Source organism: Allobosea sp. 10L422 (assembly GCF_056395345.1).
On the sequence record NZ_JBFTJI010000010.1, the window covers coordinates 205,114 to 219,146 of the forward strand.

Annotated in this window: 10 protein-coding genes; 8 read left to right on the forward strand and 2 right to left on the reverse strand. The window is 58.4% G+C overall.

The window, feature by feature from the left end; genetic code table 11:
• Positions 1 to 37: 37 nt before the first annotated feature.
• On the reverse strand, positions 38 to 1,714 hold the full coding sequence (locus AC1DEZ_RS19800) for an acyl-CoA dehydrogenase family protein (protein WP_476780534.1): 1,677 nt from the start codon (positions 1,712 to 1,714) through the stop codon (positions 38 to 40).
• Between the two features lie 25 nt (positions 1,715 to 1,739).
• On the reverse strand, positions 1,740 to 2,960 hold the full coding sequence (locus tag AC1DEZ_RS19805) for a CoA transferase (RefSeq protein WP_476780535.1): 1,221 nt from the start codon (positions 2,958 to 2,960) through the stop codon (positions 1,740 to 1,742).
• A 474-nt stretch (positions 2,961 to 3,434) separates the two neighbouring features.
• Between AC1DEZ_RS19805 and AC1DEZ_RS19810 the strand changes: the two genes are divergently transcribed.
• From AC1DEZ_RS19810 to AC1DEZ_RS19845, 8 genes are all read left to right on the forward strand, one after another.
• Positions 3,435 to 4,100, forward strand: a complete 666-nt coding sequence (locus AC1DEZ_RS19810) for an RraA family protein (RefSeq protein ID WP_476780536.1) — start codon at positions 3,435 to 3,437, stop codon at positions 4,098 to 4,100.
• 235 nt (positions 4,101 to 4,335) lie between these two features.
• Positions 4,336 to 7,035 carry a 2-oxoglutarate dehydrogenase E1 component gene (locus AC1DEZ_RS19815; protein WP_476780537.1) on the forward strand — a complete coding sequence of 900 codons (2,700 nt, stop codon included), beginning with the start codon at positions 4,336 to 4,338 and terminating at the stop codon, positions 7,033 to 7,035.
• A 167-nt stretch (positions 7,036 to 7,202) separates the two neighbouring features.
• The gene (locus AC1DEZ_RS19820; RefSeq protein WP_476780538.1) at positions 7,203 to 8,066 is read left to right on the forward strand and encodes an IclR family transcriptional regulator domain-containing protein; all 864 of its coding nucleotides are present in this window, start codon (positions 7,203 to 7,205) and stop codon (positions 8,064 to 8,066) included.
• Positions 8,067 to 8,437: 371 nt separating this feature from the next.
• A complete protein-coding gene (locus AC1DEZ_RS19825; RefSeq protein WP_476780539.1) occupies positions 8,438 to 9,436 on the forward strand; it encodes a TRAP transporter substrate-binding protein in 999 nt (332 codons plus the stop codon).
• A 66-nt stretch (positions 9,437 to 9,502) separates the two neighbouring features.
• Complete coding sequence (locus AC1DEZ_RS19830; RefSeq protein ID WP_476780540.1) at positions 9,503 to 10,012, forward strand: TRAP transporter small permease; 510 nt, start codon at positions 9,503 to 9,505, stop codon at positions 10,010 to 10,012.
• The gene (locus tag AC1DEZ_RS19835) at positions 9,999 to 11,297 is read left to right on the forward strand and encodes a TRAP transporter large permease (protein WP_476780541.1); all 1,299 of its coding nucleotides are present in this window, start codon (positions 9,999 to 10,001) and stop codon (positions 11,295 to 11,297) included. Before AC1DEZ_RS19830 ends, AC1DEZ_RS19835 begins: the two co-directional genes overlap by 14 nt.
• A gap of 18 nt (positions 11,298 to 11,315) precedes the next feature.
• Positions 11,316 to 12,230: an SMP-30/gluconolactonase/LRE family protein gene (locus tag AC1DEZ_RS19840; RefSeq protein WP_476780542.1), complete on the forward strand. Its 915-nt coding sequence runs from the start codon at positions 11,316 to 11,318 to the stop codon at positions 12,228 to 12,230.
• 17 nt (positions 12,231 to 12,247) lie between these two features.
• Positions 12,248 to 13,501, forward strand: coding sequence for an alpha-hydroxy acid oxidase (locus AC1DEZ_RS19845; protein ID WP_476780543.1), 1,254 nt, complete (start codon positions 12,248 to 12,250; stop codon positions 13,499 to 13,501).
• Positions 13,502 to 14,033 lie beyond the last annotated feature (532 nt).

Genomic DNA, 14,033 nt, shown 5'->3' on the forward strand with positions numbered 1-14,033 from the left:
CCATTTACAATCAATGAAATTGGTTCGACGACTTGATCTAATTGGCCGATTTCGAAATTAAGCCTCTACCAATTACGTGAGCCTGAATTTCCGCTGCGCCTTCGAATATGTTTAATATTCTCGCGTCGCATAGAACTCTACTGATTTCATACTCAAGAGCGTAGCCGTTGCCGCCATGGATCTGCAGGCTGTTGTCGGCGTTTGCCCAAGCGACTCGCGCGGCTAGGAGCTTCGCCATTCCTGCTTCGACGTCGCAACGCCGATCGAGATCCTTTTGCTGCGCGGCGTAATACGTGATCGACCTGGCGGCCAGAATTTCGGCAATCATCAGAGCCAGCTTGTCGGAGACCCGTGGGAACCGGTTGAGCGGCTCGCCGAACTGCTTTCGCTCCTCCGAGTATTTCCAGCCGAGCTCGAACGCTCGCCAGGCGACGCCGAGTGCGCGCGCTGCGGTCTGGATTCGCGCGCCTTCAAACGTCTGCATGAGTTGTTTAAAGCCGGCTCCTTCAACTCCCCCGAGCAAGCCTGTCGAAGGTACAGCCACGTCATTGAGGGAGAGCTCGTATTCGCGCATGCCGCGATAGCCCAGAACCGGGATTTCTCCGCCCGACAAGCCCTGATCTGGGAACGCGTCCGTCTCCGTCCCCCGGGTCTTGGGGACGAGAAACATGGAGAGTCCCTTGTACCCTGGGGCTGAAGCGTCGCTTCGCGCCAAGACAGTCATCAGATCGCTTCTGGATGCGTGTGTAATCCAGGTCTTGTTGCCCGAAAGGCGCCAGCCCCCATCGACCAACTTGGTGGCGCGCGTTTTCAGGCTGGCCAGATCCGAACCAGTGTCAGGCTCCGTGAAGACCGCCGTGGGCAGTACAGAACCGGAAGCGATTGCCGGAAGCCATTCCTGCTTTTGCTCGGGGGTGCCTGCGATGCTGATCAGCTCACCGGCGATCTCCGATCGTGTGCCAAGCGAACCGGCGGCAATCCAGGCGCGGCTTAGCTCTTCCGTGACCACGCACATAGCCGTCTTGCCTAGGCCCAACCCGCCAAAATCGGGCGAGATGCAGACGCCGAACGTCCCCATCTCCGCGAGCTCGGCGACGACGCCGTCTGGAATTAGTTCGTCTTTCAGGTGCCAGGCGTGGGCGTTCGGAGTGATCCGCTCGGCTGCAAACCGGCGATACTGTTCCCGGATTAGATCGAGCGTCTCATCTCCAAGGCTTTCCGTAAGCGAGCTACCCTCGCGATATGCGAGGATCAGCTGCTCGCGATTCTCGCGATTATTGCCCCGCTTCAGCAAATCATCGACGGCTGGTACCGAGACGAGCTCCGAGACCGATGCCTCGAGGCCGAGCTCACCGGGGCGGACGATCTCATTTTGGCTCATGGGAATGCCATGGACCAATTGATTGAGGTACTCGCCGAAAAGAATTTGCACCGCTAGCCGGTCAAACACAGTCAAGGCGCCCCGGGTGTTCAGCTCGACGGCCCAGGTCGCCACCTGAGTAAGGGATTCGCTGACTGTCGCAATCCAGGCGAGTCCGTGAATCGCGCGCTGGGCCCGATTGGCGGCTGCAGTGTCCAGCTTGCCATCCGGGGCCAGTTGATCAGACACCGCACGCACGGCGCGCATCCGAAACGACGCGGCCGCCTTGGCCGCCTCAGCGACGGCTCGAAGCTCGCGATCCTCGGAGCTGAGTTCCACATCTACGACGGACATCAGAAAATTCCTGAACTGCTGAATTTTAGGCGGAGGCGACAGTTCCGAGATCGTGGAGTTTTGCGATCTCGCCGCCGGTGAGGCCGAGGACGTTCGCCAGAATCTCCTCGGTGTGCTCTCCGAGCTTCGGCGCACGGACCGGATCCTGCCTGGTCAGTCCGGAGAAAGCGGTGGCACTACCCGGCGTCAGGTATGTCAGGCCACTGGGATGTTTGATGATTGAGAACACCGGGTTGTCGCTGGAGAATTCCGGATCTTCGTCCAGAGCCTCCTTCAGGTCGCGGTATAAAGACCAGCAGACACCCAGCTCATCGAAAGCGCGGGCGAGTTCGGAATAGGGGCGGGACCGAATCTGCGACTCGACGAGTGCGAAAAGCTCGTCTCGATAAATGAAGCGAATGCCCTCGTCGGACTTGAAGGAAACGCCTCGGAGTTGTTCAATCCGCGCGACCTCGGTCTCGATCTTGAGCGCCCGGATCAGGCTCGACCATTGCCCCTCCGTGATTGCTACGGCCATAATCCGCTCGCCATCGGCGGTGAGGAAGTCACGACCGAAGGCTCCGTAGAGAGCGTTGCCGTATCGAGGCCTGCTGCTTCGCTGCGCGGTAACCTCGGCAATCTGGCCCAGATGGCCCAACGTCGATGCGGCCAGGTCGTAAAGCGGTAGTCGAACCTCCTGTCCCTGTCCCGTGGCTTGGCGATGGCGCTCAGCGGCCAGCAGAGCAAAGGTTGCGTGGGATCCTGCGAGCAGATCCCATGCAGGCAAGACGTGGTTGACTGGCTCAGCTCCGGGATCGGCAGGGCCAGTCATCGACGGAAGCCCCACGGCGTTATTGACCGTGTAATCGACAGCCTGCTGCCCGCTCGCGTGACCCATGACCCGCACTGTGACGAGATCGGGTCGATGCGCGGCCAACCGATCATGCGCGAGAAAGCCGGAAACGGGAAAGTTCGTAACGAAGAGACCGGCGCCCTCACCGGGAGCGGTTACTATGCGGGCGGCCAGTTCTCGACCCTGCGGCTGTCGCAGATCGATTGCGACTGACTTCTTTCCCTTGTTCAGCCCTTCCCAGAACAAGCTGGTCCCGGTGTCCGACTGCGGCCAACGCCGAAAATCTGGGCCACCGCCGATCATATCAAGGCGAATCACGGTCGCCCCGAGCTGGGCCAGGTGCAGGCCGCATGAAGGAGCGGCGACAAACGAGGACGCTTCGACAACCCTCAAATCAGTCAGCAGCGAGTGCATTACAGCCTCGGGAGGGAGAAGATCGACATTGCAGCTCCCAAAGCTGCTGCGGAGCGGACAGACGGCTGTGGAAGATAGGAGGTAGTTCGTCGGTTCAGCTGCAAACGGTGCACGCGTTGCTCCCATTGCCGGGCGCGGTGCCGCTCTTTGTGAGCCTGGGTCCCGGCGCCTTCTCGATTGGCTGCGTTTCCTGCCGGCTTGGCGCCGGTCTCGACGTTGGCGAAGTGGGCGCATCTTTATTCTTGAATTCTGAATTCATCAAGAGAATAATGAGTTCACTTTTCGCTCGATGGGAACCGCCGCGGATGCGATGGTCTCAGCCGGGAGGGACTAGGTTTCAGTGTAGGACAGCGGCGTGGGACGCTCGCGCGGAATGCGCGAAAAAGCGTTGCACTTCGCCAAACGGAATGTCTGCCTGGGCTAGCCGATTGGCAGATGTGGTGAATGAAAATAACGCTATCTAGGGAGTTGGATATGCCGAGCAAGTCGATCAAAGAATCGGTCCTGAACCAGTACAAAGAGCTGAGCTCGTCCATTATTTCCGATGCGTTGGACGTGATCGGAATTCATGGAACGATCAACGATCTCGTCTCACAGGTTCCTGGAAGGAAAATGTGTGGGCCGGCATTTACGGTCCAGTACTCAATCTCGGAATCGACGCTTGGCCGGTTCGCCGATTTTTTGGACGAGGTTCCAGAAGGCGCGATTTGCGCGATCAACAATCGAGCCCGGACCGAGTGCTCCGTGTGGGGCGACACGCTGTCCCTTTTTGCCGTTCGGCACGGCTTTGCCGGAACCATTATCGATGGGGTTTGCCGCGACATCGACGGAACAAGGTCGCTGAATTACCCGATGTTCAGTCGGGGTACCTTTATGCGGACGGGCAAGAATCGCATCGGCGTGGAAAGCACGCAGCAGCCCATCACTCTGGGTAGCGTCACGGTGCATCCCGGCGACCTCATTTTCGCCGATGACACCGGTGCGGTAGCTGTTCCTAAAGGCCGCATTGTAGAGATCTTGGAGATCGCCAAGGGCATTGTCGCTCGCGATGACGCGTGCGTTGCCGCTATCGAGGCCGGCAAGTCAATTGCCGACGTGTGGGCTGCGGGAGCTCAAGCGAAGGCGTCGTTCGCTCGCTAGCCGCAGAGCTGTCTTTCGACATCGAACCTGAATGCGAGGGTGCACTGGCCCTCGCAGATCAACCCCGCCTTCAGTTTCTTCGAACTGAGCAAGGGTTGGACGATTGTCGAATCTGTATTGAAATGATTATTCATCTAGAGAATAATCGCACTAAGGCGGCCGCGGCAGAGAAATCCATGGACCGGACCGCGTTACGAGGTCGCTGCCGCTTGAGGGGCTGTGAGGCTTAATCTCCATGAATTTTCCGATTGGCGGCGACAGCGCCTACTTCATCCACCTGTACTCCAGGTACCGGCGCGATCCGAGTTCCGTTCCAGCCGACTGGGCGTTCCATTTCGAAGGGCTGGAGGATGGCGAGAACGTTCGATCACGATCTACCGCCCAGGCGGCTATCGAGGCATTGCAGCAAGGTTATCGCTGGTACGGTCACCTTGAGGCGACGACAGATCCACTGTCGACTGAGCCAACCGAGAACGTCGAGACTCTGAACGCACTTCGGGCGCGGGTGGCCGAATTCGCCGGGCACCAGGTTGATCTCTCATTCGGTGGCGAGACACGGCGGATGCTCGCGGAAGAAGCCGGCAGCTTGCTGAAATCGACATACGCCAGGACCGTGGGTCTGGAAGTCGCGCATCTCGAAAAAGAGGAAGAGCGTAGCTGGTGGTACGAAGTGTTCGAAAGGTCTTTTTCGAGCGAGATCGATCCCCAGACCAAAATCGACACGTTGGAGTCAATTATCCTCGTGGACGAATTCGAATCCTTCATGAGGATCAAGTTTCCAACAAAAAAGCGGTTTGGAAGCGAGGGCGCGGAAAGCGCTATCGCGCTTCTGCGGGAGGTTCTTCGATCCGCCCCTAAACAAGGGATCGAGAACGTCGTTATGGGCGGCATGCACCGCGGTCGCCTCGCGACCCTTGCTGCGGCTCTACGGAAAAATCCGGCGACCTTAGCTGCGGAACTTATGGGCCGCGACCTCTCCGAGGGCGCAATCTATACCGGCGACGTGCCCTACCACCTAGGATATACGAGTGCCCTCGAGGTCGAAGGCAAGACCGTCAATCTCACCCTGTTGCCTCATCCCTCGCACCTGATGGTAGTCGCACCGGTAGCCCTCGGGCTCGCGCGCGCCACTGGCAAGGTCGATGGAACCGAGGCGGGTAAGACGCTCTGCTTCCTGTTGCATACTGACGCGGCCTTTTCCGGTCAGGGCGTGACGGCAGAGCTCCTTCAGCTCGGGGGGCTGAAGAGCTATTCGGCATCTGGTTCGATTCACCTCATCGTCAATAACCAGATCGGCTTTACGACGCTGCCGTCCGAAGGACGGAGTGCCCGATATTGCACGGACGTGGGCAAGATGGTCGCTGCGCCGATCCTGCATGTGAACGGCGATGACCCTATCGCGGCTGCGCGCGTAGCACGCCTCGCTGTCGATTGGAGGATCGCCTTCCAGCGCGACATTCTGATCGACCTCGTGTGCTATCGGCGGTTCGGGCACAACGAGCTGGACGAGCCGCGGTTCACGCAGCCGTCGACTTGGGAAAAGATCGAAAATCATCCTTCGATCCGCAAGAGCTTCTCTGAGTACGTGCTTGCCGAGCATCCCGAATTTGAAGCGAACGCCGCCGAGATCTCGAAGGATTTCCGAGCAAGGCTACAGGCTGGCTTCGAGTCTGCCGCCGATATCGCGCCAAATGACGAACCCATGCAGAGCGATGCCTGGAATCACGTCCAGCAGAGCGATGAAGCTGACATTCTGCGCTCTGTGGAGACCGGCGTTGATCAGGTTGCGCTAGCAAAAATCGGCCTTCAGACAAGTGCCATCCCGGAAACTATCACCGCAAATCCTAAAGTTCGGCAGTTCTATGAAGCACGAGCAACGACCATTTCCCGGGGTGAGGGCATCAACTTTGCCACCGCAGAGGCCCTGGCTTTCGCATCGCTGCTTGCGGAGGGGGCCGGTGTCCGCCTTTCCGGCCAGGATTCTGAGCGTGGTACCTTCACTCAACGCCATCTGGCCGTCCACGACACAGTCAGCGGGGCGCGCTATGTGCCCCTTCGGGACGGTCTCGAAGCAGCTGGGCGCCTCGAAATCGTCAACAGCCCGCTTTCAGAGTATGGCGTGCTGGCCTTCGAATACGGGTTTAGTCTGGTCGATCCCCGTCAGTTGACAATGTGGGAGGCTCAGTTCGGCGACTTCGTGAACGGGGCCCAGATTGTCGTCGATCAATATATCGCGTCGGCCGAAGCCAAGTGGAGGCTGAAATCCGGTCTGACGATCATGCTGCCTCATGGCCTGGAGGGGCAGGGGCCGGACCATTCCTCCGCGCGGATAGAGCGACTGACACAACTCTGCGCCGGCGGCAATCTGATCGTCGCTCAGCCCAGCACGCCGTCAAATCTGTTCCATCTGCTCCGGCGCCAGGTAATCGCTCCGTGGCGAAAGCCGCTGTTCCTGATCGCTCCGAAATCATTGTTGAGAGCAAAAGCCGCGGTCTCTCGCCTTGATGATATGGTTGCGGGAACGAGCTTCAAGCCCGTCATAGTCGAGCCCATCGGAAATCCGGACGCTGTCAGAACGGTCATCATGTGCTCTGGCAAAATCTTCTATGCCCTCCAGAGCGAACTTGAAGGGCATCCCCACAAGGACCGGTTCCAGGTCATCCGAATCGAGCAGATCTATCCTTTCCCCGCCCCGGAATTGAAGAACGCGATCGACCAATACAGTAACGTCGAGCGAGTGTTCTGGCTTCAGGAGGAAGCAGAGAATCAAGGCGGTTGGCCATATCTACGCGATCAACTGGCCGCCACTCTGGGCTTTGATTCGCAAGGAGTGAAGCTCGTTGCGCGCCCGTCCATGGCGGTCACCGCAGCCGGTTCGATCGAACGGCACGAACGGGAGCAGAAGGAGCTCTTTGAGCGCCTCTTGCAGGATTGAATCTAGTTTCCTTTCCGACCCCCATGAGGTCAATTCTGTGAGCCGCCGCGAATTCGCTTGCATTCACCTGCTGAAATAAATGCATATATGCGGGCCGTGGTGACGAAGGGTCGTCACCACGGGACTGCCGTGAGCAGGAAGCTAAAAGCGGTTGGGAGAGCTGTTGAATGCCATCGTTCGAACCCGTTCGCGCGATTATTCGCGGATTGCAGGTTCTGAGGGTCATTAGCGAGGATGGGCCACTCGCGGCGCTTGATATCGGCAAGCGGGTACATCTCCCTCAGCCGACAATCGTTAGAATTTTGGAGACGCTCACCAGCGCCGGCTACATCTATCGTCTCGAACGGTCGGCGCTATATGGAGTCACGGCCAGAACTTTGACGCTCAGCAAAGGCTTCGCCGCAACGTCTCGTCTCGTTCAGCTGGCCACGCCGATCATCGAGGAACTGCGGACGGAGATAGGCTGGCCATCCAACCTTGCCACCTATGAGCAGGGCCAGATGTCCATCGCGTACACCAATCGAAGTGAGCATGGCATGTCCATCTCAAGCCGACTCGGTGCGCGCATTCCCGTTCTCGTGACCGGCGTCGGAATAGCCTACCTCGCGCATCTGCCGCCGGACGAGCTCAAGCGTGTGCTGACACAACTCAGCACGTCAGACAGTCGGTGGGACACAAACCCGCGGATGTTGGAGGGCTTGGACGAACGCCTCGATGAAGTCCGGAGGAATGGTTACGCGCTCGCCGAACAGGCTTATCTCGACGAGATCTACCATTCGAGGATTTGGGCCGTAGCCGTCCCCGTGATTGTCGGGGACAAAGTGATTGCCTGTTTGAGCAGCTTGATCCTGAGCAGCGCGGGGCCACAGAGCCGGATGATGGCGAAGGTGCTGCCGCCGCTCAAGCGGGCTACGCAGGCTATTGCGGATCGTTTGGCTGAGGACGCTGGTATGCTGGATAGTGCACCACGTCGTTCTACATCGGCGGGCCGTGGGGGACGACGAGCTAAGGCCGTCGAAGACGCCGTCTAAGCTCGGCGCGCAACAATCACCCTTCATAAGATCGAGCCGCCTAAGCCGGCCGGGCTAAGGCGCGCTTTCGCGTGCATTTCGGGCAGCCGCCACAGCCAACCAACCGAAGGAAGCCCCGAAGTCAGTGGGCTGAATACCCTCTCGGCGGCGGCACCATTTTGATCCGATCAAACCGGCACGGTTCTGTGCTGGCGCCGATTGACACCCCCGAGAGGAGTCAGTAATTTCTCAGCTGCTGAAATAAGAATTCACACAGAGAATAATTGAGCTTCGCTGACAAATGCGGGGCCGATAGGGCGGTACTTCGAGCGGTTCAGGTCCTCAGACTCGAAAGCGCGGAGATCGCAGATGGAAACACAAGGGAGGAAGACATGCTCAAGTCACTGGGCCGCTTTGCGTCAATTGCTGCGATCTGGGCCGCCGGCCAATGCACGGCTTTGGCTGCCGACTTCGAATGGAAAATGTTCACGATTTACGACGTTGCCGACAAGCAAACGGAGTGGGCGCGCGGCTTCGCGAAGGACGTGGCGGAGGCGACGAAGGGGCGTCTGAACATTCGTGTGTTCGCTGGCAGCGAGCTTCCCTACAAGGGCGTGGACGTCTACCGCGCAATCAGCCGCCGTCAGATTGAGATCGGTCATTCTCCCTCTGGCTTCATTGCTTCCGATCTGCCAGTCGTCGGCGCAACAGCAATGCCGTTCGTATGCACTGATATGACGAAGTTCTTCAGCGGTGGGCTGCCCAAGGTGCAGGCGCTGATGGACAAGGCTATCGTGGACAAGTTCAAGGCCACGCCCATCATGCATTGGGCTATGCCTGGCCAGCAGATCTGGTCCGTTCCGCCGATCAAGGCCCTGGCCGATCTGAAGGGCAAGAAGATCCGGACCTGGAATCGCGAGCAGGTCGAAACGCTCGACAAGCTGGGCGCCACCAGCGCGTCCATTACGACCGCAGAGGTAACGCAAGCGCTCCAGCTGGGCACCGTTGACGGGGCGATCACCGCCGCGATCAACGTGAACTACTGGGATTGGGTGCGCATCCTCAAGAACGGCTACATGTTCAACATCACGCTCTCCCATGAAATCATCTCCGTGAACAACCAGGCGCTTGCCGAGCTTCCCGCCGACGTCCGGAACGCATTCACCGAGGTTTCTGCCCGCTGGGAAAAGAAGTTCCGTGAGGAGGTCTTCAAGCTGGATGGCGAGGCAAAGTCAGCGCTGGTCGGTAAGGGCATGACTCTAACTGAGCCGACCCCCGACGATGCGAAGAAGCTGCGCGACGTCACGTCGGAAATCGGCGTGAAGTGGGCGAAGGCCAACGGCGAGGTCGGTCAGAAGATCCTCGCGGGGCTTACCGAAGGCTGCAACTGACGACGTCTACGCCCACAGGAATTGCCCTGTGGGCGTGATCTGCCGTGTGCAACTGGATCCGAGTTGATGAGCAGCCTTGAGAAAATATTCGTCGGACTCGCGTCCATGCTGATTGCCGCGATGGTCGTTCTCATGAACGTCGAGGTCTTTCTTCGCTATACGTTCTCGATATCGATCAAGATTTCCGAGGAGTATTCGGGATACCTATTCGCCGCCGCGACCATGCTCGGATTTTACCCCGCTCTGATGCGAGGACGATTCCTGCGCATTTCGGCCCTGGTCTCGCGCATTCCGCTCAAGCCCCGCGCGGTCTGGGAACTTGCCATCGGAATATTGTCAGCCATTTTTTGCGGCATCGTCACGCTCCAGACCTGGGCTCTGTTCACGACCAGCTGGGAATTCGGGAGCGTCTCCGAGCAGTACTCGGCCACGCCCCTCATGTATCCGCAAATCCTTCTACCGGCTGCCTGGGCGCTTCTCACCTTCGGGATGCTTTACCGAGCTGTGATCGTTGGAAAATCCCTCTGGCACGGCGACGCCTCGCTGGTGAAGGAGGAAGAAAATGTCATGGAATGAACTCGTCATCCTTTACTCGCTGGTCGTCGTCGGTTGCCTTGCTGGTGGCGTCTACATCGGCGTAGCAATGGGATTGACCGGTCTCGTCGGCATCACGGCGGTCTCAGGCACCAACCTCTGGGAATCGATCGGCGGCATCGTCTGGAACAACTCGACCAACTTCACCCTGGTCGCAATTCCGCTCTTCATTTTGATGGGAGAGATCATTCTCCAAGGCGGGGTGGCCTCACGATTTTACACCGGATTAGCCCGAGTGTTTCGGCATGTGCCGGGGGGCCTCGCGCAGACTAACATCGCTGGTTGCGCTGTCTTTTCTGCAGTCAGTGGTTCTTCGGTGGCCACGGCCATGACGGTGGGTTCCGTGGCAGTCGGCGAGATGCGGAAGCGCGGCTACAAAGATAGCCTCACCATGGGCACTCTGACCGCCGGCGGCAGCTTGGGCATTCTGATCCCGCCGAGCATTCCGATGATCGTCTATGCGTCGATGACCCATGAATCGGTCATCGACCTTCTCATGGCCGGCATCATCCCAGGCATTCTACTGGCCTTCTTCTTCTGCCTGTATGTGGCAATCAAGGCGACCCTGAACCCGGGCCTGGTGCCCGCCAAGGATAGCTTTACTGATGAGGTAGCCGGAAACCCAGTAAGGGACTCCCTGCCGATCATTATCCTTGTCGGCGGTGTCATTCTCGGAATGTACACGGGGGCGTTTACGGCCACCGAGGCCTCTGCCACGGGCGTCGTTCTCGCGGCAATCATTGCCTACTACTATGGCGGGTTGACCTGGAACGCGGTCAAGGTCTCTTTCGAGAACACCGTGATTTCGAGCGCAGTGATCATGTTCATCACCATCTGCGCTCAAATCCTGCAATACGGCATCGTCATCACGGGTTTTGGCGCCGGCGTCGCCAAATTCATCACCGGTCTGCATCTAAGCCCGTTCGTCTTCTTTCTTATTCTGCTCGGTATCTACATCGTGCTCGGGATGCTGATGGAAGGCTTGTCCATGATGCTCGTGACAGTGCCATTGATCTACGCGCCGATGATCGCGATGGGGTTTGACGGGGTCTGGCTGGGGATCCTTCTGATCCTCTTCATCGAGTTGGGACAAATTCACCCGCCAGTCGGCCTCAATCTCTTCGCCATACAATCGATATCGCCGCAAACGAGCCTGGCGACGATTGCGTGGTCGTCGTTGCCCTACTGCTTCATCATCATCGCCTTCGCTTTCCTGATCTATTTGGTGCCGGACATCGTCCTGTGGCTGCCAAAGACGATGCGATAATCCGCGCTGGAGAATAAAATGTACGCTGCTCCTCCGAGAGTGACCGCTGAGGTTTTTGCCCGTCTTCCCGACGATCTTCGTAAGTCCGATCGTGGCGGCGAGTGGTTTGGGCATCAGCCCGCGATGGGGAACCACCATTCGGTGCTAGAGGGATTGTCTTTCGACGGCGACGGGAATCTCTATTGCGTCGACATCCCTTGGGGCCGGATCTTCAGGATCGACCCGAAGGGCAATTTCAAGGTGATCGCGGAGTATGACGGTTGGCCGAATGGCCTTCGCGTCCACCAGGATGGCCGGATCTTTGTCGCGGACCACAAATACGGGATCGTCACGCTCGACCCGGACACAGGCAAGATCACGCCCTTCCTGGAGCGCGTGCGGCTTGAGCACCTCAAGGCAGTCAACGATCTCTATTTTGGCCAGAACGGCGATCTGTATTTCACCGACCAGGGGCTAACTGGCCTTCATGACCCGACCGGGCGCGTCTTCCGCGTCCGGCAGAACGGGCAGGTGGATTGCCTGCTCGACAATGTTCCAAGCCCGAACGGGCTGGTGCTGTCGCTCGACGAACGGGTGCTTTACGTCGCCGTTACACGGGCCAATGCCATTTGGCGCGTCCCGTTCTCCGACGACGGCACTGTCGCGAAGGTCGGCAACTTCATCCAGATGACTGGTGGTGGCGGTCCAGACGGCATCACCATTGACGAGGCGGGCAACCTTGTCGTCTGCCAAATTGGCCTCGGAGCCTTGTGGCTGTTCAACCCTCAAGGCGAACCCATCTTGCGCGTCGATGCCGGAACTGGGCGCCAGGTGACAAACGTCGCCTATGGCGGGCCTGAGCGCAAAACTGCGTACTTCACGGAGTGCGATGCAGGGGTGATCCTCAAGGCTGAAATGCCACACCCCGGCAAGCGCATGTTTTCCGGTTTTTGATTCCGGGGTTGGCCAGCATGAGTATCGAGAAGCTTCGCGCTAAGGCTCTGTCGATCGCTGATTTGCGTGAAATGGCTCGTGAGCACCTGCCGCGAGGCATTTTCGAATACGTCGCGCGGGGGATCGATGAGGATCGGAGCCTCACTGGAAATTCCCACGCTTTTGACGAGATCGACATAGTTCCTCGGGTCGTTCGAGACGTGTCCGCGCCCGATACATCGTGCACCTTGTTCGGCCAACCGAGCGCGGCACCCATCGCGGTGTCGCCGACGGGCTTCGCCAGTCTGCTCTGGCTGGATGGTGAAGTAGGCTCGGCCCGGGCTGCGGCCCGGGCCGGAGTACCATTTGCTTTATCGACGGGATCCATAACCCCCATGGAGCAAATTAGGGACGCGGTCGACGGTCGCCTGTGGCTGCAACTATACGTCTGGCCTCAGCGTGAAATGACGCGAGAACTGATCGCGAGAGCGAAGCGTGCTCGATATGAGGCCCTGATCATTACCGTCGACACGCCTGTGGCCCCGTTCCGGCCGTACAACCTGAAAAACGGCTTCAGCATCCCCTTCAAGGTGTCTAGTCGGAACTTTCTGGACATCGCATCCCATCCGCGGTGGCTGTATAACGTCGTCTTCCGCCGATATATGAAATCCGGGCCTATGGTCGCGGAGAACTATCCGGAGCAGCTGCGCGTCCCGGTATCGGCCGCGAAACCAGGAAAATTCAATCTGCCGTTTTGCGATAACGTCAGCTGGGAGGACATTAAGGAGTTCCGCAAGCTCTGGGATGGGCCGCTCATCCTGAAGGGCATTCTGCATCCCGAAGATGCAGCCCTCGCCGTCGACGCTGGCTGTGACGGGATCATTGTCTCGAACCACGGCGGGCGCAACCTAGACGCGGCGATTGCGCCCATTCGTATGCTGCCGGAGATTGCCGATAAGGTGGGTCACAAGACAACGATCCTCCTGGACAGCGGAATCTCGCGCGGCAGTGACATTCTGAAGGCTTTGGCCCTAGGGGCCAAGGCTGTCATGACCGGCAAGTCCACATTGTTTGGGGTGGGCGCTGCAGGTGAAGACGGTGCGCAACGAGCTCTGGAGATACTGGTTGATGAACTGGTTCGGGTCATGACTAACTCGGGAACGAGGGATTTTGCCTCGATTGCGCCGAGCTTGCTGAGAATGTCCCATGAATTCGCGAGAGTCATCCTCCCCACTAACAACGAAGTGGAGAGTACAAGGCGACCAATACGCCGGCCGAAGGCTGTCCAATAGTAGGCTGAACGGCGCCCTCCTATGATTGCTCAGAGAAATGGGGCTTGGGCTTCGTTTCGTCGAGTCACTGTTTTAGAAGAATATAAACAAGACCGATGAGGGCTACGGCAAGCGTCGAGCGCCATATCAATATGTAAAAGTTGATTGCTTCGGCGTCTCTCTCAAATTCATCCTCTTGCGAATAATTTTCGCGAGAAGATGAATTATGTTTCATTATAATTAGAGCATCCGGCATAATATCCTCCCTGTAACATCTATTATTAATTAGCGATATGTTTGCTTAAAATCATGGCCAAGTCAACACGGTACAGGAGTTACGACATTTAATGGCTGCCGTTTTAAAATAATTCTTTGGCATCCCGAGCTTACAAAGGGCGGATGCTACTGATCCGCCCCCGCCGGCTGGTCCAAGGTGATTGTTAGTGGACGGTTGGTCTCGACACCAGCGCGGGCGGCGTAGCTGGTCCGGGTTGCGCAGCCGCCCTCGCGGTCATGGCGGGGATGAAGACCTCTGGCGCGGGAGGCTTGTATC

Coding starts and splice junctions, on each gene's coding strand:
- AC1DEZ_RS19800 (WP_476780534.1), bottom strand. CDS start 1,714: ATGTCCGTCGTAGATGTGGAACTCAGCTCCGAGGATCGCGAGCTTCGA.
- AC1DEZ_RS19805 (WP_476780535.1), bottom strand. CDS start 2,960: ATGCACTCGCTGCTGACTGATTTGAGGGTTGTCGAAGCGTCCTCGTTT.
- AC1DEZ_RS19810 (WP_476780536.1), top strand. CDS start 3,435: ATGCCGAGCAAGTCGATCAAAGAATCGGTCCTGAACCAGTACAAAGAG.
- AC1DEZ_RS19815 (WP_476780537.1), top strand. CDS start 4,336: ATGAATTTTCCGATTGGCGGCGACAGCGCCTACTTCATCCACCTGTAC.
- AC1DEZ_RS19820 (WP_476780538.1), top strand. CDS start 7,203: ATGCCATCGTTCGAACCCGTTCGCGCGATTATTCGCGGATTGCAGGTT.
- AC1DEZ_RS19825 (WP_476780539.1), top strand. CDS start 8,438: ATGCTCAAGTCACTGGGCCGCTTTGCGTCAATTGCTGCGATCTGGGCC.
- AC1DEZ_RS19830 (WP_476780540.1), top strand. CDS start 9,503: ATGAGCAGCCTTGAGAAAATATTCGTCGGACTCGCGTCCATGCTGATT.
- AC1DEZ_RS19835 (WP_476780541.1), top strand. CDS start 9,999: ATGTCATGGAATGAACTCGTCATCCTTTACTCGCTGGTCGTCGTCGGT.
- AC1DEZ_RS19840 (WP_476780542.1), top strand. CDS start 11,316: ATGTACGCTGCTCCTCCGAGAGTGACCGCTGAGGTTTTTGCCCGTCTT.
- AC1DEZ_RS19845 (WP_476780543.1), top strand. CDS start 12,248: ATGAGTATCGAGAAGCTTCGCGCTAAGGCTCTGTCGATCGCTGATTTG.